We start from the raw sequence: 23,671 nt of genomic DNA on the forward strand, positions 1-23,671 counted from the left end.
TGACAGTATGAGTTCTTTTACATTTAACAACATACGCAAAGATTTTATTCAAATAGAAAAGGGATGGAAAAAACCAGCGTGGGCGCCGTTAAAACGGAAATTTCTAAGTGTTCCAGGTTATCCAGGTGCAAGATTATTAACGACAGAAACTGAAATGCGAGTTTTACCTGTTCCGGTGGGAATTATTGTTCCTGATGGATCTGACTTAGAAACATTAAAAGAAGAAATAGCAGAGTGGTTAATTACAGAAAAACCTGTTGAATTAGTCTTTGATGTAACACCTGATAGGACATACCTGGCGGTTATTGATGAAGATTTTGATCCTGAGGATTTTGTTACTTTAGGTAAAGGTACTTTGAATTTTGTTTGTCCAATGCCATATAAGTTAGGGCCTACTAAAACGGTAGAATTTGAAATGGATGGACGTGGGTTAATAGCAAATGTGCAAAACAAAGGGAGTGTAGAATCCAATCCGATTATAGCGGTTGAAGTGACGAAGCCTTCCACATTTCTTGATGTATGGAATGAAACGAATTATTTTCGCATTGGATATCCATTAAAAGCAGACCAGGTTCCAGTGGAAAGAAATCAACGTGTGTTATGGGACGAGATGGGGACAACCATAGGATGGACGGATGTCCCTAAAACAGAAGACATGACAGGTGGAGGAAAGTTTAAATCAGATGGATATCGTTTTATGGCTGAATATCTAGGTGAGCCTACAGTAAAAGGTTGGCATGGTTGCATAGCCAAAAAGAATATTCCACAAGGACCATTACAGGATTTCATTATGCAAGCCTATGTACGTATTAATAGTCATCATTGGGATCAAATGGGGCGTGTGGAAATCGGTCTTCTTGATGAAAATAGCGATTATGTAGCTCGTATATCGATGAGCGATGTTCAATGGGAAGCCGAGCAAAACAGTGGATTCGCTTCTGTAGGTAATAGTAAAAAACCAGGTGGACAGGTATTCATTAATGAACATGGAGATCACCCAGACACTTGGACAAATTTTAGAGGTCGTTTATGGCTTGCTAGAACTGGGAACAGATGGGAAGCATATATTTCTAAATTTATTTTAGGTACGGAGATTGATGATGCTGAAAGGTTCGTTGTCTGGTTTGATGAAAATAACGTGAATATGAACAAAGTAGCTCAAGTTCAAATTAGCATTTCTCAGTTTTCAAATAACATGTTTTGTTCGGAAATGTCTATTGATGATTTGAAAATCTGGAAGGTTAACATGAATACACAAAATAATCCGCCTTATATCTTTGATGTTGGGGATAAAGTAATTATCGATACTGAGCGAAGCCTTGTATCAATCAATGGTAAAAAAGCTATTAATCTAAAGGACATATTCAGCGATTATCCTGTTATTCATAAGGGCTCGAATAAACTAGAAATTATGCCTTCCACTGTCGGGACAGCCAAAGTAACGTATAGGGAGCGATTTAGATGAGGACACCCAGCGGAATTTTACATGTTGTTGATTTTAAAACGAGTCAAATCGTTTCCAATATACAACCAAAAGACTATTGGGATGATAAACGTCATTGGGAGATAAAAAATAACATTGATACATTAGAGTTTAAAGTATTTGATAATACAGAAGATGCATCTACACTCATACAGCAAAATTTAGTTTTAAAAGAGGTAAGAGACGGACGGATTGTTCCGTATGTTATTACTGAGACTGAAAAAAATTCAGATGATAGATCAGTAATCGCTTATGCATCTGGAGAATGGATTCAACTAGCAAAATCGGGCATTATCAATCCTCAGAAGATTGTAGGCAAAACCGTCAATGAGTTTATAGATATGGCTCTTGTGGGTACAAAGTGGAAAAGAGGGAAAACAGAATACGCTGGATTTCACACAATGACCATTGATGAATTTATAGATCCACTTAAGTTTTTAAAAAATATTGCTTCCTTGTTCGAGTTAGAAATCCAATATCGTGCGGAAGTTGTAGGGTCTCAAATTGTTGGCCGTTATGTAGATATGGTGAAAAAGCGAGGGCGTGATACAGGTAAAGAAGTAACTCTTGGTAAAGATTTGATGGGTATCAAACGAATTGAGAATTCCCAAAACATCTGTACAGCCCTATTAGGGTTCGTAAAAAAAGAAGGTGGAGATTTTATAACCATCTCTACTATTAATAATGGAGTTCCTTATCTTGTAGACAGTGATGCGTTTCAGCGATGGAATGAGCGAGGTCAACATAAATTTGGCTTTTATACACCAGAAACAGAAGAAGATATAACACCACAACGTCTTTTAACTCTCATGAAAACAGAACTAGCCAAACGAATAAATACATCCTATATATATGAAGTTCAAGCACAAAGTATAGGTCGTGTATTTGGACTAGCTCATGAGCTGATTAATGAGGGGGATACAATCCGAATAAAAGATACAGGGTTTACACCGAAACTTTATTTAGAAGCACGAGCAATCGCTGGTGATGAATCATTTACTGATCCTTCACAAGATAAATATGTATTTGGTGACTATCGTGAAATTGTTGACGCTAATGAAGAGTCAAGAAAATTATATAACAAAATTCTTGTTTCATTAGGTGATAAAGCTAACAAAGAACTATTAGAACAGCTAGAAATATTAGCTGAAGAAGCAAAGAAAGAGTCTGAGCAAGCTGTAAAAGAATCTCAAGTGGCAAAAGAGATTTCAGAACAGTTAAAAGAGAATATAGAAAATAATATGATTGATATCATCGAGGCAATGAATCCACCGTCAACAGGTCTTAAACCAAATAAAACACTGTGGCGTGATATTAGCAATGGTAAACCCGGTATTTTAAAAATATGGACAGGTACCGTTTGGGAATCGGTTGTTCCAGATACAGGACCGTTACAACAAAGCATAAAGGATGCAAAAAAAGATATTGATACTTTAAAAGAGACAGTAAAAGATATGCCTGATACAACCTGGTTAAATCAGCAACTTGAAGGTAAAGCGAATAAAGAAGACACTTATACGAAAGAGTGGGTAAACGGTAATCTTATCGGAAAGCAAGTATACGAGACAAACCGTGAAGGTGATATAAAAGTACTGACTGAAACAAAAACGACTGCTGAGCGCACAGCCGAAGAGATTAAAAATAAAGCAGAAAAAACAGAGATAACAACTCTAACTGATAATCTGAAACTAGTAACTCAAACAGCTAATACAGCTAAACAGACAGCAGAATCTAACACTAATACCATTACAGAATTAAAAACTACTGTAAATAATATTTCTGTAGGTTCAACCAATTTAGCTAGCGGTTCAGAAACAGGGTTAAGTAAACAGAACATGACAGGAAACTGGTCAGACAGTAAACAAATGACTGTTTCCGATAAGATTAATTACAGAAACAAGACGTTTACTATTTCCTTCTTATTTACTGGGAAAATGACAAAACTCAATACTAACCCTTTGTTTGGTGTTGAAACAGCAATAACGTATACAGATGGAGAGCAAGAATGGAAATCTGTACGTGCTGATTCGCAATTAAAGATTAATGTGGATTATAAAGACGAACCACTATCAGTTACATTTAGAATAAAAGATAAAGATGTAACTCAAGTTAAATTTTATTACTCTGGGCGCAATATTGATGGGAATTTAAACTCACACCATGCAAAAATTGAAGAAGGTAACATACGAACAACATGGCAACTTTCTAACGATGAAGTTACTTCTAAAGCAGATTTTACTAAAACAACAAATGAGATTAAGCAAACAGTAGATACGAACTCACAAACAATCTCGACGGTACAAAAAGACCAAGGTACAATGCAAACCACTTTGAATGAAGTGAAGCAGACCACAAATTCGAATTCTCTTGATATTAAAACGCTAACAGAAACACAAACAGATCAAGGAAAGCTCATTCAAGAAAACAAGAATGAAATTACACAAACACAAGACTCATTAAGTTCAAAGATTTCAGAAAAGCAAATGAAAGCTTATGTAGGAGCGCTTGGTAGTACAAATCAATTCTTCAATACAGAGTTTAAGAAAAAAACAGTTGATGCTAACGGCAATATAATAAACGAGATCGCTAGTACTGATAAATGGACAATAGCAGGAGTTGTATCAGGTGCTACAGTAACACCAGTAACAGACAGACGCCATGACGGTTATAACTCAGTAAGAATTGCAAATACAGGGGTTGTAGCAAATAGTTGGACTGGTATTTCTCAAAGTATTGGAGCGTTACAAAATAGTGGCGACTACGTGTTGTCTGCATGGGTTTATGTAGTAGATAAAAACTTATTAGACCAAGGGGCGTGCGTTAAGCTTCAATTCTTCAATGGTTCAACAGCAGTAGGAAATTTTACACAAACGGAGTTTAAGGATTCATTAGTAAACGGATCATGGATATTGGTTAGTGCAACTATCAAGGCTCCCGACATTCCTATAACTCGTTTACAAGGTGAAATATGGGTACGCCGTAACGGTACAATGTGGATATCTCAACCGCAACTACAGCAAGGAAAAGAACCATCTGTATACATGCCAAACCCGAAAGATATTACCAATTACAAAGAATTAGTTGATCTGGTTGCTGATAAGATTGCTAAAAAAGATTTTGATACGGTAACAGAAAAATTACAGTCTTCCATTAATCAGAACACACAGGAAATAAAATTACGTGTTGAGGCTGAAAAAGTTTACACTAAAGAACAAGCGAATGACCAATTTGCAGGTAAAAGCTATGTTGAAAATTTAGAATCGCAAATAAGCCAAACTGCAGAGTCTATCAAGTCAACAGTAAAAAAAGGCGATATTATCTCTTCTATCAATCAAACGGCAGAGCAAATAACAATTGATGTTTCAAAGCTTGCTATTAATGCAGATACAATGGTGAAATGGTTAACGGCAAAAGGTATTGATACGAATGTTATAAACGTTAATGGTGATAAAATTACCATTGATAAAAATGGTGTAACAATTAAAATATTAGATTTCCTCTACGAAGACGAAAGAGGAATGAAAACAACAGTTATGTCTAAACGCAATCTAATTAGTGACCATGACTTTTCAAGTGCTATAAAGAAAGACATCGGGAACCCTGATTTTTGGGGGGTTGATGGTGGGTATGGTCTTCCGTGGAGAGTGAATGGCAACGTAGTTATAGAAAAAAATACAGCCTTGTTTGATTACGAACAAATGGTGAATGCAGCACGAGTAGATATGTATAACTATCCTGAAACAACCGTTAAAAACGGAATACATCCAGGTAATGTTTATACACTATCAGCACATTTTCGGTGCGCTATGATTAATGGAAAGAGGGTAACTGCTAAACCACAGCTGCACATTTGTTATGTAACGTATAGAGATAATGTTCATTATGATATATGGTATGAATCAAAACTTTCATTTGATGCACCTAGCACATACTATGGCGACATTCAGCGTAGGTCGTTCACTTTTACAATCCCAGCTAGCTATAAACCACAGGAACACGCCGTTGTGATAAAAGTAGAGTCTGCAGATGCAAACATTGGACAAGGTACAGCAGTTTGCGTGTCAGGTGTTACTTTAGTGAGTGGCAAATATGCATCTATGTATGACTGGGATAGAGCAGCAGCAGAAAGAGCAGATGGTCTTCAACCATTTAATAAGATCGCAATAGGAGATGCGAATACCAACATAGGTATAGCACCTGATGGATACACGTTGGATATAAGTACGAACAAAGAGGTTAAGTTTTTCACGAATATCCGAGCATTGCAAGGTGTAAGTCTTGGTGGGAATGCATTTCAACAGTGGGGGCATATTCGTTTTGCAGACGGTAATCTGGGCCCAGGCTTTTACGTGAACACCCCAAATGGCTGGAAATTCAACGCATTAGGATAGAAAGGAAAGATATAAATGAACGATATTAACTATATGATGCCTTTTCAAGAAGGAGCAACTCTTCCTTATATGGGAAGAATAGTAGAAATAAAACGAACAGAAAATGGGGTTTTCGTTCAAATACCAGCTGACATGTTAGACAATGCTGGGATTGCCAATGACACTAGTAAAGTCGAGGTATGGAGGCAAATGGATGACGGAGGAGCTATTTGTTTTAGAGTGTTAACAAAATGTGAGTTATGTGGTCGTGGAGCCAGACTGTATGAATTAGATTTAGGAGTTGCTAAACGGCGTATTTGTGCAAATGATTATTTTAAACTTACAGGTGAAAATCCTCCACAAGAACCATTAACAACTGAAAATAACACACAAACAGAGCAGCAATAGCTGGTCTTTTTTATTTTGAAAAGGAGGAAAGAATGTGGATCGTATTGATGTACTATTAAAAACTTTTATTGCCACTTTTGGTGGCTTCTGTGGGTATTTCTTGGGAGGATGGGATGCAACATTGAAAATCTTAGTGACGATGGCAGTTATTGATTATTTAACTGGCATGATTGCAGCAGGATATAACGGAGAATTAAAAAGTAAAGTTGGTTTCAAAGGCATCGCCAAAAAGGTGGTGCTTTTTCTTTTGGTCGGAGCGGCCGCTCAACTAGATTCAGCACTGGGAAGTAACAGCGCAATTCGTGAAGCGACTATTTTCTTCTTCATGGGCAATGAGTTACTTTCACTTTTAGAAAACGCTGGTCGTATGGGGATTCCCTTACCTTCAGCATTAACAAATGCAGTTGAAATTTTGGGTGGAAAACAAAAACAAGAAGAGAAAAAGGGAGATGTTCAATAATGGAAATCAGAAAAAAATTAGTTAATCCAAGTAAATATGGTACAAAGTGTCCGTATACAATGAATCCAGAATTTATTACAGTCCACAATACGTACAACGATGCTACAGCAGACAATGAAGTATCGTATATGATTCGCAATGATAACCAAGTATCGTTTCATATTGCCGTAGATGATAAAGAAGCTGTACAAGGAATTCCTTTAGAGCGTAACGCTTGGCATTGCGGTGATGGTGGCGGTAACGGAAATCGTAAATCTATTGGAGTTGAAATCTGTTACTCTCTAAGTGGTGGAGATCGATATTATAAAGCAGAAGATAATGCAGCTATCGTTGTAGCTCAACTAATGAAACAGTACAATATTCCAATTAGTAAAGTTCGCACACACCAATCATGGAGTGGAAAGTATTGTCCTCATCGTATGTTAGATGAAGGACGATGGAATAGCTTTATTGAAAGAGTACAAAATGCATATAACGGTGGAGGTAATAATATGAAATGGACAATGAAATCAGGCGGATTAGGAGTTAATTTAGCTCAAGAAATTATGGATAAACTCGCTGAATTCAAAGTGAAGGGTAACTTAGTTTATGAAGCAGATGGTATTTTCTATCTGCAATGTGAACCTGTTGACGACCGTAATAAATTAGGTGCTATCACATGGTATTTCAAAGACTATAAAGGGTGGTATTGCGAAGTTTATCAAGTGCAATCTTAATAAAAGAATAGTTTTATGAATAAAAAATCATTACCTGATTCTATATGTAGGTAATTATATCTTGATTTTTAAATTTATAGATGTTAGTGTAAATATACACCGTTTCTTATTTATCTATAAATAGTTGTCTGTAGAATGAATAGAATAATTTGATAAAATCCCCTTTTGCACCCATATGCAGAAGGGGATTTTTATTATTATGAGATTTAAAATTTACTTTTAGACAATGCCTTTAATATCGGATTAATGATTTTACTTAATAAACGGAATCCCCTAAATATAGATTGAACAACCTTCACATAATCGTCCCCCTTAATTTAAGTAAAGCATAACAATTAATACAATATTTTAAAAGTGTGATTTTATATTATTATATTTCTTCCTCAATCCATATATCTTCTACTTTCATATCAAGAACTTTAGCAATTCTAATCGCGACTAAAAGTGTCGGCGATCCTCCTTGAAGTAAGTTAGTCATTGTAGAATTAGCTATACCAACTTTTTTAGCTACAAATCCGTAACGTAATCCTTTTTCATCTACAATTTGTTTTAAGTTGCTACGTAGCACATTTACACCCCCTATATGTATATTCTTGTGAAACCATTTTTGTCCTTTTAAAAAATAAATTTCAGGAGGACAGGCAATGTATTTCATTCTAGTTCATATACCTATATCAAGACCACAAGGAATACCAAGTGGAATTAAGGACATCAAGAGGGGAGAGGATTATATGCGTTGGCAGTATAACCACTTGAATACAACTCCATATTTACATCCTTCAAAAGAATTACGTCAAATGTATAACGAATCCAAATCAAGATCAGAAACAGAATCAATTATGAATCACATGAAAAATCATGAGGTGTTTAATAACAAGGAGTATAAAAGATATTTCAGTTTATCCCAAGTTATTGAAGAAGATCTATACGGCGAAGAAGAAGACATTTTAAATTGGGAAACTTTAATGGATTGTTATGATGCAGTTCTTACGAGAAAAGGTATTATATTCCGTGAAAAAGAAGAGGAGGAATAGCTATGACACTTGCAGGGGAAGCGGTAATTATTTGGACGGCAACAGGGTTGTCAGTAATTACTATGAAGGCAGCAGAAAAAATGGGGAGAAGTGTTCCATATTGGCTTCCACGTGTAACCTTGTACACAACACTTACAGGCTCGTTTCTATACCTTCTACGCTATGTTCTAGTTGCATTTCTATGAAGGAATACAATGTGGAAGGTCAGGACAACAGGAAGGGTATAAGAAAAGGCCCGTCCCGTTATATTCCAAAAGAGTGCAATGATATCCTTATAGGATATCTAAGGGGGAAATGTTTATGTTGGAGTTACTAATAGTTCCTACAGCAGCATTAACATACGCATTAGTAAGTGATAAGTTCAAACGAAAAGATGATGATAAAAAGAAGATTCAAGTCTTTTTTGAGATAATATGAAGTGACCTCCTAGATTATCAAGTCAGGGATTTTAACCCATAATAATGAATGAAAACATTATGAATGGGGTTATACCCTATGATAATAGGAGGCCACTATGGAAAATATAATCTATATTGGGATGGATGTCCACAAGGAAAGTTTTAGCTTATGTGCACTACACGGAACAACTGGGGAAATTGTAAGAGAAGCACGATGTGCTTCAAATGTATCTCTCGTAAAAAAATTCGTTGAGAAACTGAAAACAAAATATGGTGAAGATATAAAAATTAAAGCTGGATATGAGGCTGGTTGTTTAGGGTATTCACTTCATAATCTTCTTGAACAAAATGGAATTGATTGTGATATTTTAGCTCCCACAACAATGTACAGTTCATCAAAAAATAAAATGGTTAAAAATGATAAATTCGATGCCAAAATGATTGCTCTTAATTTAGCAAATGGCACCTATAAAGAAGTATATGTTCCAGAAGAAGAGGATGTTGCCGTGAAAGAGTATATCCGCATGTTAGGTGATTTTAAAACATCTTTGAAAAAAATAAAACAACAGATAAAAGCATTCCTTTTAAGGCATGGCTATGTGTATGAAGGGAAATCAAGCTGGACAATCGCTTATATGAAATGGTTAAAGAATCTTGATCTACAAGGATTATTCAAAGAAACGTTAGGCGAATACCTATTACAGTATGATGTTCTAGTCGATAAAATTGAGCGGTTCAGTCTGAGATTAGAAGAATTATCTCATCGTGAAAGGTACGAAGAACCAATCGCAAATTTAAGATGCTTAAAAGGTATAGATACAACATCGGCAATGACTGTTCATGTGGAAATTGCAGACTTCACTCGTTTTCCCACGGCTAAAGCATTTATGGCTTATGTAGGATTGACACCAAGCGAAAGCTCAAGTGGAGAAAAAATCAGTCGACGTTCGATTACAAAACAAGGAAATTCGACCGTTAGGTCTACTCTTGTAGAATGTGCAAATGCGTTGGTAAAAGGAACAATCGGATTAAAATCGAAGCGAGTGAAAGCAAGACAAAAAGGGCAACGAAGCGAAGTGATTGCTTATGCGGATCAGGCTGTAGAAAGGTTACAAAGAAAATATTATCGCATGATATATCAAGGGAAACCTAGAAATGTTGCCGTTACAGCTATCGCAAGAGAACTGGGGTGTTTTATATGGGGATTAGAAACAGGTAAAATTCACCGAAAATAAAGAGGGAAGGATATGAAGTTGATTGATTCATTCATAGTTAGAAACCAAAGGTATCAATTGATGGCATAGATGAGCTTCAGAGATAGTGAATTACAGGTCTGGCTATCTATGACTCACCTCTTCTGGCATGGCTGAAATTCTGATAAACAAGCTATTTATTAGAATTTGAAAAGGTGTGATCCACGCAGTGAGATTATAAGAGCCTAACGACGAACCATTAACCTGAGGTAACCAATCCACGAATAACAGAGTGGTTAACTGTCGATAGATCTTATTTCTGAAGCTTTTGTATGCCATCAAGAAAAATATTATGGGTGAAAAACTATTGACAAAGGTCACTTCATAACAGGTGAGTGGAATCGCAATTAAAAGAGAAGATAAGCTACATTATCCTAAATTTCAAAATCAAGTTGATGATGATCGTAGCACAACATATGTTTACACATTACCTGTAGGTATGCCGAGTAAAATTATTCAGAAGGTCGAGGATGTTGTAAGTGAGGGGTTAAATAAACCTGTTCGGATTCATTATGATAACTATAAATTAAGTATTCGAGTATTTCATAAAGACATACCTAATAAGTGGGGATGGTCAAAAACATTAGTCGAACAAGGGAAATGGCTTGTGCCTATAGGGCAAAGCCTAGAAGAAATAATTTATCATGATTTTGATAAAACACCACACATGACTTTAGGTGGTTTAACACGTATGGGGAAAACCGTATTTTTAAAGAATGTAATGACATCTCTTATTACAGCACAACCAGGTTATACGCATTTATACATCGTCGATTTAAAAGGCGGTTTAGAATTCGGACCATATCAAAATTTAAAACAAGTTGAGTCGATAGCAGAAAAGCCAATTCAAGCATTTCAAGTTTTAAATACCATCCTTGAGAAAATGGAAGAGAAAATGTTCTATATGAAGGAAAGACATTATACAAACGTTGTAGAAACAAATATAAAAGAACGTCATTTCATTATAGTTGATGAAGGGGCTGAACTTTGTCCTGATAAAAGTATGGGGAAAGAGCAGCAAAAATTATTAGTGGCTTGTCAGAGAATGCTTTCTTATATAGCAAGGATTGGTGGGGCGCTTGGATTCAGATTAATTTTTTGTACACAGTATCCAACTGGAGATACATTACCGCGACAAGTTAAGCAAAATTCAGATGCAAAGCTTGGGTTTAGATTACCGACACAAACGGCTTCTCAAGTGGTTATAGATGAATGTGGATTGGAATCGATTAAAAGTATACCTGGACGCGCGTTGTTTAAAACGGATAGGTTAACAGAAATTCAAGTACCTTATATTTCTAATGAAATGATGTGGAATGTACTAAAACAATATGAGGTGGAGAAACATGAACATACAAACACACATCAAATTGAATCGTCAGATGATGATTCTGACCTCGATTAGAAAGCTGAAATTTGCTACACGTAGGCATTTAATGGCTATCCATGATTTAGGTGGTATAAGAAATGCAAACCGTATATTAAAGGATTTAAGCACGTTTGTTAACAGTACAGTTTATAAGAAAGAATATGTATATTACTTAAATAAAAAAGGGCGCGCGCTATTCGATGATACAGAAAAAATAGTACCAACAATTCGATTAGCACACAGCCTTATGAGAAATGAAGCGTGGCTCTATCTGTTTTGTCCGGATGACTGGCAGATAGAAACACCTATACGTTATAAAATAGATGATAAAAAGAAGACAATTATTCCAGACGTGAAATTCCGAGATGAAGAAGGGATTTTAAATGCTGTTGAAATAGATCGAACGCAGATGATGAATATAAACAGTGAGAAAATGAAAAGGTATGGTGAGTTTACAACATACTACAAAGATAAATATAAGGGAAAAATACCAATCGTTCATTTTTTTACAGTAACAGAATACAGACAAAAAACTTTAGAGCAATTTGCAATGAAGAATGGCGTTTATGTAAAGGTGTATGTTGTCCCAGAATTTCAATGAAAAAGAGCTGAATGAAAGTCCAGCTCTTTTTGACCACCGACCACAAAAATGACCACACGCTTAAAATGAATTAAATGAATTCAATGCACAGAATTACATTGCTTTTTTATTTTCTTTGCAATAGAATACACAACGGTAATACAAGTTACACTAAAAGACATGATATACTTTATACGACGCATGTGGAGTGTGTGGCTTGGCTTAAGTTAGTATAATAGGAAAGCAGTTGATATAGAAAAAATCTATACCACCTGCTTTTTGGTTTACAAAAATACCATTCATAAGCGATTTTAGTTAAAATAAATATTGCTGATTTTCACAAATTATAAATTGAGATTTTGAAATTGTATTCATAGTGAGAGGATTTGAATTTGAAATGATAGATAATTTTTGGCGTGAATTACCACGACCATTTTTCGTACTTGCACCAATGGAAGATGTGACAGACGTTGTGTTCCGTCACGTAGTAAGTGAAGCTGGTCGTCCGGACGTATTCTTCACAGAGTTTACAAACTCGGATAGCTATTGCCATCCAGAAGGTATGAAAAGTGTACGTGGCCGTTTAATTTTTACAGAAGACGAACAACCGATGGTAGCACATATTTGGGGAGACAATCCTGAATACTTCCGTCAAATGAGTATCGGTATGGCAGAGCTAGGATTTAAAGGTATCGATATTAACATGGGTTGCCCAGTTCCGAACGTTGCATCAAGAGGAAAAGGTAGTGGCCTTATTCTACGTCCAGACGTTGCAGCAGAACTTATCCAAGCAGCAAAAGCGGGTGGACTACCTGTCAGCGTAAAAACAAGACTTGGCTTTAAAGAGTTAAGCGAGTGGGAAGATTGGTTAACGCACATTTTCAAACAAGATATTGCAAACCTTTCTATTCACTTACGTACAAGAGAAGAAATGAGCCAAGTAGATGCGCACTGGGAACTAATTCCGGAAATTAAAAAATTACGTGACCGTATCGCACCAAATACGTTAATAACAATCAATGGAGACATCCTTGATCGTAAAATGGGGCTGGAACTTGCTGAAAAATACGGCATTGATGGCGTAATGATCGGACGAGGCATCTTCAAAAATCCATTTGCGTTTGAAAAAGAGCCAAGGGAACATAGCAGTAAAGAACATCTAGATCTTTTAAGACTACAACTTGATTTACAAGATCAATATGCAGAAGTACTGCCACGCTCAATCACAGGACTTCATCGCTTCTTTAAAATTTATGTAAAAGGCTTCCCTGGAGCTGCTGAATTGAGAAATCAATTGATGAGTACGAAATCGACTGATGAGGTGCGTGGGTTGTTGGATAAGTTTGAGGATAGTGTTGGTATGGCTCAGGATAGTGAGACGGTTTAACTTTTAAGCAGTTAAATCATTTCATATGTAGTGCATGACATGAGTGAGTTGAAAATAAGTGCAGAGCTGGAAAAGAACAGTGTATTTGAGAAATCAAAACACTGTTTTTTTCTTTTAGTTAATGTTAAGAGAGAAATCTTTTTATAGGCATATAAAAAACATGTAAGAGCTCTGTAGATACAATGATAGAGAAAAGTTCGGGTAAGACTATAAAACATATCTTTAAAATGTTAAAGTATTAATTTAGCGGACAATAACTAAAAGGTTAGATTAAACATGATAATTTAAAGCAGGTTATAGCATAAACTTTAACCGCTGAATAAATAATCAACATTTCAGGAGGAAACCCAATGGCAATGAGCAACAACGATATATTAAAAAGAGTAAGATACGCTTTAGATATAAAAGACATAGATATGGTAGAAATCTTTAAACTTGGCGGGATGGAAGTAACGAAAGAAGACGTAGTTGATATGCTTACAAAAATAAAGAGAGCTCCTCAGCATGAAGCTGAAAATGATGAGGTAGCTGAAGATGAGTACGTAAAAACATGCGATATGATGATGTTAGAGGCATTTTTAAATGGATTTATTACTTTAAAAAGAGGAAAGCAAGATCCGAAACCAGGGCAGCCTGCACCTGTACAGAGCAAGGAGAGTGCCAATAACCTTCTTCTAAAGAAAATGAAAATCGCACTATCTTTAACGAGTGAGGATGTACTTGATATATTAGATAGCGTAGGCGTTACGGTAACAAAAGGAGAGTTAGGCGCTCTATTAAGAAAGAAAGGCCATAAAAATTACAAAGAGTGTGGCGATAGATACGCAAGGAATTTCATTAAGGGATTAGGTGTAAAGTATAGAGGATAATGAGTTCGTTAAAGCAGTAAATGATATAATAGGTAGAGTAGGACGTTCGTATCCTACTCTTTTTTATTTGTAAAAATACTATGCCAGGTGATGAAATGGTACATACATATTTAGGTGAGACAATTAATTTTCATATAACTTATAAGAAGAAAAAGTCCGTGCGTCTTTTTGTGGATTCGTATGGAAATGTGGAAGTGCAGGCTCCGAAAGGGACACCTGTTGAATACTTAGTTCAGTTGCTAGAGGAAAAGTGGGATTGGATTCAGACAACACGTAAGGAAATGACGGAGCGAGCGCATGGACCACAGGAAAAGGATTATGATCAAGGAGAGGGCTTTTTGTATTTAGGGAATACGTATCCGATACAGATTTCCCAAGATGCAAGCATTGAGCAAGACAATGCGATTTTTGAAGGGGATAAGTTACATATTTATGTGAAAGAGCTTAAGGATGAGAAAATACAACAAGCTTTAAAACGATTTTACTATAAGCAGTGTAAATCTTTAGTAGAGAAGAGTATTAAAGTGCATCAAAGTAATTTCAAAACAAAACCACGTTCTATTCGTATTACAGATAGTAGTCGTACTTGGGGTACTTGCGATTCGAATTTACAACTAACATTCAATTGGAAGCTAGCAATGGCACCACAGCGAGTAATTGACTATGTGGTTGTTCATGAAATGTGTCATATGGTTCATTTAAATCATGATCGATCTTTTTGGCGTCTTGTCGGGAAGATAATGCCTGATTATAAAGAAATGGAGAATTGGTTAGCGTTATCTAGTTGGAAGATGACGATTTAGGAAGGGATATCGATTTTTGTCTGTAAATCGATATTTCTTGTCGAATCGTTGATATATTGTGAGTTTTGATAGATATATTTTAAAAATCGTTGATATATTGTAAGTTATGATAGATATATTCGAAAAATCGTTGATATAATTTCATTTACCACAGGATTGTTCAACAAATCGAAAAGAGAAGAGGTCACAGCAGACATCTCCTCTTTTCGAGTATATAGATTAGCGCCCAAATTTCACAATGAAAGTATCTGCTGTTTTCTCCATCTCATACCCAAGATACCCCTCCGAAAGCAAAGCCTGCTGTCCACTAGCATCACTCATTAGAATACTTTGAATATCCGTCCAATCGCTTTCTTTATCTCCGCGCAATTTCTTCACAAAAACATACCGCAGACTACCACCATACTTCTCCTTTAGCGCAGCAATCGCCATCCCTTGCGCAAACTTATCCTTCAAACTCGGGATGTTAAAAGGAGCAACGGTGCAGCATACGTAATCATATTTGCTGTCTTCTTTTTGCAATTCGTCCATGATGACGTTTGCTAATATTTTTTGCATACCATTTCCTCGGCAGTTCGGATGAACGTTTGAGATTTCTTGATAGATGACGCGGTGCAGTTCACTTTCTGATAGACCAATATCAAGCCCTAAATGTTCATCGTCGATAGGAGGGACGAGTAGAGCGCGAAATGCGATGAGTTCGTTTTCGATAAAAGCGCCGATCATCATGCCGTTTCCTTCTAGAATGTATTGAAATTCTTCTTGTGAGAGTGGTTGTAAACGACTTTTATCTTCTAGTGCTTCAACTACAATGTTTTGTAGTGATAAGATTTGCTCGATGTGCTCTAGTGATAGTAATGTAACGTGAAATGGATTGTTATTTTGTTTTAATGTTCCTTTGTATAGAACTGTCATGCGTTAGTCCTCCTTTAGCGTACAATGTCCTGAAAGACGGTGAGTTCTTGTAATGTATCTTCGTTTATTTCAATGCCGAGTCCAGGCTTTTCGTTTAAGCGAATGAATGGTACGTCGTAATGTAAGTTTCCGATGTCTTTTGTGAATTTTAATGGCCCTGTTAGCTCTACGCTCGTAATGATTTTCTTTGCGAAAGCGACATGGAATCCTGCGGAAGAGGCAACAGATGATTCGACCATTGATCCCACTTGGCATTCAATGCCTGCCATTTCTGCTTGATGAGCGAGCTTTACAGCGGGATATATGCCGCTGCATTTCATTAGTTTTATATTTACTTTATCAGCAGCTTCTAATTTAATAATTTGGCGCATTTCACGAGAACTTTTTAGTCCTTCATCAATCATAAGCGGGAGGTCTGTTTTAGAACGAATATGAGCCATGGCATCAATATCGTCCGCGATAACAGGTTGTTCAATCCAGTCAATGTTTAAATGTCCTAATGAACGTAGTGCTGTTAATGTGTTTGCGCTATTTTTCCAGCCTTGGTTTACATCAACGCGAATAGCGATGTCATTTCCTACACGTTCTCGTACAGCTTCAATACGTTTCACATCTTCTTTTACATTTGTACCAACTTTCATTTTGAAAGATTGGTAACCTTTTTGAATCATAGAAGCAGCTTCTTCAGCCATGTTTTCTGGATCGGCAATACTTAAAACATGAGTGACAGGGAATTCTTCATGGTAGCGCCCGCCAATTAATTGATATACAGGTTGATTTAGTTTTTTGCCCATTATATCAAAACAAGCAATATCAATTGCGGCTTTCGCTGTTGGAACACCGTAAATTGTATTGTCCATCATGTCGTGTATTTTTTCGATATTCATTGGATTTTGCCCGATTAGAGCAGGGGTTAGCGTATGTTTTAAAGTATAGAAAGTACTTTCCCATGATTCACCTGTGACGTGATCATCAGCAACGCCTTCACCGTAACCGATAATACCTTCATCTGTTTCCATTTTGACGATAATAGAGGGCATATCAGAATAAGAGCCATAACTAATAACAAACGGATTGCGAAGCGGTAAACGAATTGCGTAAAGATGAATAGCTGTAATTTTCATTGAATAGAGACCCCTTCCTGTTTACAATAGTTTTATACATTTGATATAGTTGACGTTAAATAGTCGTTAATTAATGATAAGGAGTTAGAGAAAATGATGATAAAAATTGCAGTTGTCGGTTCAAAGGAGTTTATGGAGAACCTTTTTCCTATTGCTCAAAAATTAGAAGGAATAGAAATTGATCCATATATTTACCTTCATCCGGCGGAATCTTCTGAACTATTAAAGTGTTTAAAGCCTTGTGATGTCATCTTTTTCTCAGGTGCTTTACCTTATTATATGGCAAAAGAAATAAGAGAACAATTACAAATTCCAAGTACATACTTACAGCAAGACGAGACAACTGTCGCATCTTCAATTCTTTCTATCATGTATCATCAAAGTATTCAACCACATAACATTTCCATCGATTTAGTAGACCGCTCGTTTATTACAAATGTGTTCCATGATATCGGTATAAAAGAAAGCCCGCAAGTGTTGGATTATGAAAATATGCTGTGGAGTAAAGATGAAATAAATAGAGTTATCGATTTTCATGTAGCTAAATATCAATCTGGAGAGGCTCATTTAGCTTTAACTAGTATTCACGCTGTTTACGACGAGCTTCAAAAAATAGGTGTTCCTTCAGAGCGTATGATTGATCCAACACAATCCATTATACATGGGCTAAAAGATGCAAAAATAAAAGCTGAGTTAGCAAAAAGCTATTCAGCTACTGTTGGTGCTTGTATTATTTCTTCCTTAGAATTACGAACGAGTTTGCTTGAAAAACTAGATGTCATTTCAAAAGAACTACGTGGTTCATTTAAACAAGTGGATGAAATGACATGCATTTTGTATACAACTCGTGGTGATATCGAATCAATTATTAAAACAAATGCGATAGATAACTTGTTTGCGAGCGTAGAAGGAACGATAGCTATTGGATTTGGTTATGGGAAAACCGTGAAAGAAGCGGAGCAAAATGCAAAAATTGCTCAAAGTTTTGCAAAGAACAATCCAATAGATCGTTGTTTTTATATACTAACAAGTGATAAAGATTTGTTTGGTCCGTTCCCGAAAGAACAGAGAGTACAAAGTTTGAAAAATGATAATCCGGAACTAATGAAAATAGCGAAGGAAACAAAGCTTAGTCCGGCCAACTTGTCAAAAATCATTCAATTTAGTCAATCGCACCCGTCATTGAAGTTTACAGCAGCTGACCTTTCTGAGTACTTACAAGTAACTCGAAGATCGACAGAAAGGTTGTTAAAGAAATTAGTTGATTACGGGTATGCTCATATTTGCGGCGAGGAAATGCCCTATCAACAAGGGCGACCTCGTGCACTATATGAACTGAATTTACCGCTATTTTTAAGCTTCTAGTTGGGCTTTTTGTTTCTTGAGTAGTTCTGCTTTTTCAATGTCTGATAGTTTTACAATTGTGAAGCCTGTTATACCATAAATGATTGAGATAATAGGTACGATGAAATTCAAAATAGCATAAGGAGCATATTCAAATGCACCTACGCCAAGTGTTGCGAGAATAAATACACCGCACGTATTCCAAGGAACGAAGACAGAAGTTAATGTTCCACCATCTTCTAATGCTCTGGATAAGTTTTTTGAATGTAGTCCTTTTTCCGTGTAGGCATTTGCGTACATTCTTGAAGGGACAACAATTGAAATATATTGTTCAGAGCAAGTAAGGTTTGTTGCAAAACAAGATGCGATAGTAGAAGCGATAAGCCCTTTTGCTGATTTCGCTAACTTTAAAATTTGATTTACAATTGAGCGAAGAATACCTGTATGTTCTAATACTCCTCCGAAAGTCATAGCGACAATTGTCATAGAGACTGTATTCATCATCGAATCTAAGCCACCGCGGTTAAATAGTTCGTCTACTAGCTTGTTTCCAGTGTCTATAACAAATCCAGCTTGGAGTGCACCGACAGATGCTGAGACAGAACCACCTTGAATAAAGACTTGTGATAAAAATCCTAAAATAATACCGACGAGAATCGCTGGTATAGCAGGGACCTTTTTAGCGACCAATACCATAACGACTACGGGTATAATGAGTAGGAAAGGTGAGATAACAAAGTTTTGTTGCAATACTTGTAACGTTTGATCGATGCTCTTCGCATCAATATTGTTAGCGCCGAAGCTTCTTCCTAAGACCGCGTAGACGATAAGAGTAATAATTAAACCTGGAACTGTAGTAAATAACATGTGACGAATGTGTGCGAATAAATCTGTATTTGTTAATCCTGCGGCTAAGTTAGTGGTATCTGAAAGCGGTGACATTTTATCGCCAAAATAAGAGCCTGAAATAATGGCACCAGCAACCATTGGGGCTGGAATTCCCATACTTAGGCCAATTCCCATTCCAGCAACACCAATTGTGCCCATTGTAGACCAAGAGCTACCAATTGCTAATGCTACGATAGAACAAATGACGGTAATGGAAACTAAAAATAGTGATGGAGTTAAAAGTTTTAAACCGTAATAAATCATCGTTGCGACGATTCCACCGCCAATCCAAGCACCAATTGTTAAGCCAACAAGAATAATAATGACGACAGCGGGTAATGCAAGACGAATCCCTTTATACATTGCTTCTTCAAGATCATTCCATTTGTAACCGTAACGCCAAGCGACAATAGAAGCAACGGTTGTACCAATAATAAGTGGAACGTGAGGGGTTTGTTTTAATACAACAATTGTAACCATCATAACTGCAACGGTAATGATAATAGGGATAATCGCTATTCCAAAAGGTATTTCTTTTTTCATAAAGTTCCTCCTTGTTACGTATGTTTGTTTGTATTTTTAGAATTGTCGTAAAATAGACGTTTATTAGGTTATGATAACTAAAAGTTTATGTAAGCGTCAACATAAAAAACAGAAAATAAGGAATGTTCTAGTTGTTTGTTTAGTTTGTAATATAAGTGCAGAGTAAGCTTTTTAAGTATTTAAAAATAAATAATTGACTTTTTTCTTAAAATTCAATATGTTCATAAAAACATCTGTTTTTCATAAGTATAATTAACCCGAATCGTTTGTAATGTGGGAAGGAGACTGGAACGTTGAAAACATTAGAACTACAAGAGCGCTTAACGGAGATTTTTCAGCATTTACACGAAAACCCTGAAGTAAGTTGGAAAGAATATGAAACGACAGCGTATATTACTGACTTTTTAAAAGAAGAAGGAAGTTCATATAGAACATTTGATGATTGTCCAGGTGTAATTGCTGAGATTGGAGGCGGGAATCCAGTTATTGCGATTCGTGCTGATATGGATGCACTTTGGCAAGAAGTAAATGGAGAATTTAAAGCGAACCATTCATGTGGCCATGATGCTCATATGACCATTGTAATGGGACTTATTTTACAATTGAAAAATATGAGATGGAAAAGTGGTACGGTTAGATTTATTTTTCAGCCAGCAGAAGAGAAGGGGAATGGTGCTTTGAAGATGGTGGAGAAAGGTGCTGTAGATGATGCTGATTTCTTATTTGGCGTCCATCTAAGACCAATTGAAGAACTATCTTTGAAACAAGCAGCCCCATCTATTCGTCATGGAGCAGCAGGATTTTTAGAGGGTATGATTCATGGGGAGGATGCACACGGGGCAAGACCACATCAAGGTGTGAATGCAATTGATGTCATTTCCATGATTAATATCGGTTTGAAAAATATCTGGCTGCCACCGCAAAGTTCTTATTCAGTAAAAATGACGAGATGCCAAGCGGGTGGTGATAATTTAAATATTATTCCGGGAAATGGTCATTTCAGTTTAGATGTAAGAGCAGAGAGTAATATACTATTAGAAGAATTAAAGAAAAAGATTGAGCATGTAATAGAATCAGCTGCATCGATGGGATCAAAAACTTCATACGAATGGATGGATCTTGCACCAGGAGCAGAGGTTTCCGAAGAAGCAGAGCGCTTTATGCGTAAAGGTATTCTCGAAGTGTATGGGGAAGAGAGATGCACAGGGCCTCTCTATACGACAGGAAGCGATGATTTCCATTACTATACAGTGAAAAGACCACATTTAAAAGCTGTCATGCTTGGACTAGGAGCAGACCTACAACCTGGATTACACCATCCGTATATGAGGTTTGATCATAGTTGTATTATGGATGGGGTAGAAATATTGAAACAAACTGTATTGAAAGTGTTAGAAGACAGGGGCTAGAGAGCTCCTGTTTTTTTGTCGTGAATTGTCGGCAAATCGATATATTTGAAAAAACGTTGATATATTTTGAGTTATGATAGATATATTGAGAAAATCGTTGATATATTTGAAGTTACGATAGATATATTAAGAAAATCGTTAATATAATTTCACGTACCTATTAATTTGATGAAAAATGAGCCTCCAGTACATGGTGTATAATAATAAGTACCATTTTTTAATAGGAGAAAACGAATGAACGAACAATATTACGATGCAGTTTTACATATAAAAACAGTCGGTGAGCAAAAAGGGTTTAACAAATCTATGCATTATCACCGTTATGAACCGACGCCGTATAGCGGATTAGATGAGTTACTGAATCAATATGAAATAAAAAGTAGCGATCAAGTTGTAGATTTTGGGTGCGGAAAAGGGCGATTAAACTTTTATATGCATCATAAATGTGGTGCATCAGCAGTTGGAATTGAAATGAATGAAGAGTTTTATAAAGAAGCGATGGATAATCGAGATCGTTATGCTCGAAAGGCACGAAACAGTAAGGGGAAAATTCAATTCCAATGTTGTTTAGCGCAGGAATATGAGATTGATCCACATGATAATAGGTTTTATTTCTTTAATCCGTTTTCTGTGCAAGTGTTTATGAATGTAGTAAATAACATTTTGCTTTCAGTAGAAAACACGGGGAGAGAAGTGGATATTATTTTATATTATCCTTCTGAGGACTATATTTTCTTCTTAGAAAATCAGACTGCGTTTGAGCTGAAGAAAGAAGTAAGGTTGCCTGGGGCTTATGAGAAGAATGGGAATGAGAGGTTTTTAGTGTATAGATTGGAGTGTTAATAGTTACAGAAAAAAGTAAGGAAAGAATTTAGATACCTTACTTTCTTCTGTAACTATAAAGTTATTATTTTCCAAAAAATAAATCAGAAAGACTTAAACGAGATTTTTTGTATGAGTTATTAACGTATTGTTGGGTAATTACATAGTAGTAAATAGATTCCTCCAACTTGTTGATGAGTGAATTTCGAAAATCAATTACTGCCTCTTGTAAATAATTTTCTTCCATGGAAATTATATCTTCCATGGATTTTGAGAAGTATATATACTCTTTCATAAACTGTTCTTCGGATAAAAAGCCCGATCGTAGGTCTTTAATTTTGATAAAGCGAGTATTTAAATATTCATAGTGATTGAGCATGTTAGTAAAGGTATTGGATAAAAATTCTTGACTAAGAAGAAATGCATCTAAGTTTAAAGATGCATTTAAAGGATTAATTCCTAATTGTTCAATTTCATATTTAGAGTGTTTATTTAATTTAAAGTATATGTTGTAAATTGAGTTATTATTGATTTCCATTAAGGAGTCTAGTATCTCTTTTACTTCTTTTTTTAATGGATTATAACATGTAAATAATTCTATAGTATTAAGGGGACGATAGTATTTTATTCTAGGATCGTACTGTAATTTTCCATTAGAAAAAATATAACTTTCAGAATGAGTTAATTCCTTACAAAATTGATTTGCTATAAAGTCTAATTGCCGTTCTAAAGTATTAATATTTTGTTTGGATTTGTATAAACATTTACTTAATGATGTAGAAATTTTTAATTGGGATTTAATAACTTGTTCATATCTTTCATCGTATAACTTTTTTTTCGCTTTTGATTTTAATAGTGTTGTTCTAAATAATAGCAATGTTAACGTGGATATAAGAAGCGTTAAGCATCCTGTTATAGCATTAATTGCTTTATAATCTAAATGTTTTATTATATTAGAAAAATTATTCCAATTTAAAATTCCAGTAATATCTTGTATTAAAGTAGGTTGATAAAAGAATAAAATAATAAACCATATTAAAATATTCACAAATGAAATTTGGAACATTGTACTTATAAAAGACTTAAGAGAATTGTACCAATGAATAGGGCTAAATGGTTTAGTTTTGTCAAATGAATTATCTCTATCAAGATATGATGTATGAAGGACTCTTGGAGAGATAAAGTATAAAAATTTATCTGAAAGATAATATAATTCGGTTACTAATCTTATAATTTTTAAATTTTTGTTTCGAATAGATTTATGATATAGATTTTCTAATATTTTGGTTCTTATTACATCGGTGAAGAATTGGAACATGCCTAAAATAAGTATGATTGTAGAAAATAAAAATACATATTGTAGAATAACGCATAGAATAGTATAAGAAAACTCTAATTTAATAAAAGTAAATACAGAATAAATTAATTCAATGATAGATGTGACTATAAAGATTAAGATGTGTTTTATTATTTCCATAATATTGTCCCCTTTATAA

At 35.5% G+C, this 23,671-nt stretch carries 20 protein-coding genes and 2 pseudogenes; 17 read left to right on the forward strand and 5 right to left on the reverse strand.

The window, feature by feature from the left end:
- Positions 1-7 precede the first annotated feature (7 nt).
- The 5 genes from MHH55_RS22950 to MHH55_RS22970 are packed head-to-tail and all read left to right on the forward strand — an operon-like array spanning position 8 to position 7,437.
- Positions 8-1,465, forward strand: coding sequence for a distal tail protein Dit (locus MHH55_RS22950; RefSeq protein ID WP_078187610.1), 1,458 nt, complete (start codon positions 8-10; stop codon positions 1,463-1,465).
- Positions 1,462-5,874, forward strand: coding sequence for a phage tail spike protein (locus tag MHH55_RS22955; protein ID WP_078187611.1), 4,413 nt, complete (start codon positions 1,462-1,464; stop codon positions 5,872-5,874). The genes MHH55_RS22950 and MHH55_RS22955 overlap by 4 nt, the downstream gene beginning before the upstream one ends.
- Positions 5,875-5,889: 15 nt before the next feature.
- Complete coding sequence (locus tag MHH55_RS22960; protein ID WP_078187612.1) at positions 5,890-6,261, forward strand: hypothetical protein; 372 nt, start codon at positions 5,890-5,892, stop codon at positions 6,259-6,261.
- Between the two features lie 34 nt (positions 6,262-6,295).
- Positions 6,296-6,721, forward strand: a complete 426-nt coding sequence (locus MHH55_RS22965; RefSeq protein WP_030028294.1) for a phage holin family protein — start codon at positions 6,296-6,298, stop codon at positions 6,719-6,721.
- Complete coding sequence (locus tag MHH55_RS22970) at positions 6,721-7,437, forward strand: peptidoglycan recognition protein family protein (protein WP_078187613.1); 717 nt, start codon at positions 6,721-6,723, stop codon at positions 7,435-7,437. Before MHH55_RS22965 ends, MHH55_RS22970 begins: the two co-directional genes overlap by 1 nt.
- 370 nt (positions 7,438-7,807) lie before the next feature.
- Here MHH55_RS22970 and MHH55_RS22975 read toward each other — a convergent pair whose 3' ends face one another.
- Positions 7,808-8,005 (reverse strand): helix-turn-helix transcriptional regulator, encoded by a 198-nt coding sequence (locus tag MHH55_RS22975; RefSeq protein WP_071727379.1) that lies wholly within the window; start codon positions 8,003-8,005, stop codon positions 7,808-7,810.
- Between the two features lie 163 nt (positions 8,006-8,168).
- Between MHH55_RS22975 and MHH55_RS22980 the strand changes: the two genes are divergently transcribed.
- The 9 genes and pseudogenes from MHH55_RS22980 to MHH55_RS23015 all read left to right on the forward strand — a co-directional run bounded on the left by MHH55_RS22980 (position 8,169) and on the right by MHH55_RS23015 (position 15,130).
- Positions 8,169-8,471 carry a hypothetical protein gene (locus tag MHH55_RS22980; RefSeq protein WP_072191936.1) on the forward strand — a complete coding sequence of 101 codons (303 nt, stop codon included), beginning with the start codon at positions 8,169-8,171 and terminating at the stop codon, positions 8,469-8,471.
- 2 nt (positions 8,472-8,473) lie between these two features.
- Entirely contained in the window at positions 8,474-8,656 is a 183-nt protein-coding gene (locus MHH55_RS22985; RefSeq protein WP_072191931.1) for a hypothetical protein, read from the forward strand.
- A 115-nt stretch (positions 8,657-8,771) separates the two neighbouring features.
- Positions 8,772-8,882: pseudogene (locus MHH55_RS36445) on the forward strand (FtsK/SpoIIIE domain-containing protein); the annotation flags it as partial.
- 103 nt (positions 8,883-8,985) lie between these two features.
- Positions 8,986-10,104: an IS110 family transposase gene (locus tag MHH55_RS22990; protein ID WP_340880263.1), complete on the forward strand. Its 1,119-nt coding sequence runs from the start codon at positions 8,986-8,988 to the stop codon at positions 10,102-10,104.
- Positions 10,105-10,450: 346 nt separating this feature from the next.
- A pseudogene (locus MHH55_RS22995) lies at positions 10,451-11,527 on the forward strand (FtsK/SpoIIIE domain-containing protein); the annotation flags it as partial.
- Positions 11,469-12,092 (forward strand): replication-relaxation family protein, encoded by a 624-nt coding sequence (locus tag MHH55_RS23000; protein WP_072191933.1) that lies wholly within the window; start codon positions 11,469-11,471, stop codon positions 12,090-12,092. The pseudogene MHH55_RS22995 and the gene MHH55_RS23000, both read left to right, overlap by 59 nt.
- A 376-nt stretch (positions 12,093-12,468) precedes the next feature.
- Entirely contained in the window at positions 12,469-13,458 is a 990-nt protein-coding gene (locus MHH55_RS23005; RefSeq protein WP_078187437.1) for a tRNA dihydrouridine synthase, read from the forward strand.
- Positions 13,459-13,808: 350 nt separating this feature from the next.
- On the forward strand, positions 13,809-14,327 hold the full coding sequence (locus MHH55_RS23010; protein WP_001251702.1) for a YehS family protein: 519 nt from the start codon (positions 13,809-13,811) through the stop codon (positions 14,325-14,327).
- A gap of 95 nt (positions 14,328-14,422) precedes the next feature.
- Positions 14,423-15,130 (forward strand): M48 family metallopeptidase, encoded by a 708-nt coding sequence (locus tag MHH55_RS23015; RefSeq protein ID WP_078187438.1) that lies wholly within the window; start codon positions 14,423-14,425, stop codon positions 15,128-15,130.
- Between the two features lie 219 nt (positions 15,131-15,349).
- Here MHH55_RS23015 and MHH55_RS23020 read toward each other — a convergent pair whose 3' ends face one another.
- Together MHH55_RS23020 and MHH55_RS23025 are read right to left on the reverse strand one after the other, a co-directional pair.
- A complete protein-coding gene (locus tag MHH55_RS23020; RefSeq protein WP_078187439.1) occupies positions 15,350-16,045 on the reverse strand; it encodes an N-acetyltransferase in 696 nt (231 codons plus the stop codon).
- Positions 16,046-16,059: 14 nt separating this feature from the next.
- A complete protein-coding gene (locus MHH55_RS23025; protein ID WP_078187440.1) occupies positions 16,060-17,169 on the reverse strand; it encodes a mandelate racemase/muconate lactonizing enzyme family protein in 1,110 nt (369 codons plus the stop codon).
- Positions 17,170-17,262: 93 nt separating this feature from the next.
- Here MHH55_RS23025 and MHH55_RS23030 point away from each other — a divergent pair, with 93 nt between their 5' ends.
- Positions 17,263-18,534, forward strand: a complete 1,272-nt coding sequence (locus MHH55_RS23030) for a transcriptional regulator (protein WP_075676635.1) — start codon at positions 17,263-17,265, stop codon at positions 18,532-18,534.
- Here MHH55_RS23030 and nhaC read toward each other — a convergent pair.
- Positions 18,523-19,944 carry a Na+/H+ antiporter NhaC gene (gene nhaC, locus MHH55_RS23035; RefSeq protein WP_078187441.1) on the reverse strand — a complete coding sequence of 474 codons (1,422 nt, stop codon included), beginning with the start codon at positions 19,942-19,944 and terminating at the stop codon, positions 18,523-18,525. The genes MHH55_RS23030 and nhaC overlap by 12 nt on opposite strands.
- 293 nt (positions 19,945-20,237) lie before the next feature.
- On the opposite strand from nhaC, the gene MHH55_RS23040 reads away from it, so the two are divergent.
- A complete protein-coding gene (locus MHH55_RS23040; protein WP_078187442.1) occupies positions 20,238-21,353 on the forward strand; it encodes a M20 peptidase aminoacylase family protein in 1,116 nt (371 codons plus the stop codon).
- A gap of 234 nt (positions 21,354-21,587) precedes the next feature.
- On the forward strand, positions 21,588-22,196 hold the full coding sequence (locus MHH55_RS23045; RefSeq protein WP_074553584.1) for an SAM-dependent methyltransferase: 609 nt from the start codon (positions 21,588-21,590) through the stop codon (positions 22,194-22,196).
- A gap of 64 nt (positions 22,197-22,260) precedes the next feature.
- Here MHH55_RS23045 and MHH55_RS23050 read toward each other — a convergent pair whose 3' ends face one another.
- Complete coding sequence (locus MHH55_RS23050; protein WP_078187443.1) at positions 22,261-23,652, reverse strand: hypothetical protein; 1,392 nt, start codon at positions 23,650-23,652, stop codon at positions 22,261-22,263.
- Positions 23,653-23,671: the final 19 nt, after the last annotated feature.

Source organism: Bacillus sp. FSL K6-2944 (genome assembly GCF_038005385.1).
GTDB lineage: Bacteria > Bacillota > Bacilli > Bacillales > Bacillaceae_G > Bacillus_A > Bacillus_A cereus.

Excerpts from the sequence above, each read along its gene's own strand:
- MHH55_RS23005 (WP_078187437.1), top strand. The coding sequence starts at position 12,469 with ATGATAGATAATTTTTGGCGTGAATTACCACGACCATTTTTCGTACTT.
- MHH55_RS22955 (WP_078187611.1), top strand. The coding sequence starts at position 1,462 with ATGAGGACACCCAGCGGAATTTTACATGTTGTTGATTTTAAAACGAGT.
- MHH55_RS23030 (WP_075676635.1), top strand. The coding sequence starts at position 17,263 with ATGATGATAAAAATTGCAGTTGTCGGTTCAAAGGAGTTTATGGAGAAC.
- MHH55_RS22950 (WP_078187610.1), top strand. The coding sequence starts at position 8 with ATGAGTTCTTTTACATTTAACAACATACGCAAAGATTTTATTCAAATA.
- nhaC (WP_078187441.1), bottom strand. The coding sequence starts at position 19,944 with ATGAAAAAAGAAATACCTTTTGGAATAGCGATTATCCCTATTATCATT.
- MHH55_RS23010 (WP_001251702.1), top strand. The coding sequence starts at position 13,809 with ATGGCAATGAGCAACAACGATATATTAAAAAGAGTAAGATACGCTTTA.
- MHH55_RS23015 (WP_078187438.1), top strand. The coding sequence starts at position 14,423 with ATGGTACATACATATTTAGGTGAGACAATTAATTTTCATATAACTTAT.
- MHH55_RS22970 (WP_078187613.1), top strand. The coding sequence starts at position 6,721 with ATGGAAATCAGAAAAAAATTAGTTAATCCAAGTAAATATGGTACAAAG.
- MHH55_RS22980 (WP_072191936.1), top strand. The coding sequence starts at position 8,169 with ATGCGTTGGCAGTATAACCACTTGAATACAACTCCATATTTACATCCT.
- MHH55_RS23045 (WP_074553584.1), top strand. The coding sequence starts at position 21,588 with ATGAACGAACAATATTACGATGCAGTTTTACATATAAAAACAGTCGGT.
- MHH55_RS23020 (WP_078187439.1), bottom strand. The coding sequence starts at position 16,045 with ATGACAGTTCTATACAAAGGAACATTAAAACAAAATAACAATCCATTT.
- MHH55_RS22960 (WP_078187612.1), top strand. The coding sequence starts at position 5,890 with ATGAACGATATTAACTATATGATGCCTTTTCAAGAAGGAGCAACTCTT.
- MHH55_RS22985 (WP_072191931.1), top strand. The coding sequence starts at position 8,474 with ATGACACTTGCAGGGGAAGCGGTAATTATTTGGACGGCAACAGGGTTG.
- MHH55_RS23025 (WP_078187440.1), bottom strand. The coding sequence starts at position 17,169 with ATGAAAATTACAGCTATTCATCTTTACGCAATTCGTTTACCGCTTCGC.
- MHH55_RS23000 (WP_072191933.1), top strand. The coding sequence starts at position 11,469 with ATGAACATACAAACACACATCAAATTGAATCGTCAGATGATGATTCTG.
- MHH55_RS23050 (WP_078187443.1), bottom strand. The coding sequence starts at position 23,652 with ATGGAAATAATAAAACACATCTTAATCTTTATAGTCACATCTATCATT.
- MHH55_RS22990 (WP_340880263.1), top strand. The coding sequence starts at position 8,986 with ATGGAAAATATAATCTATATTGGGATGGATGTCCACAAGGAAAGTTTT.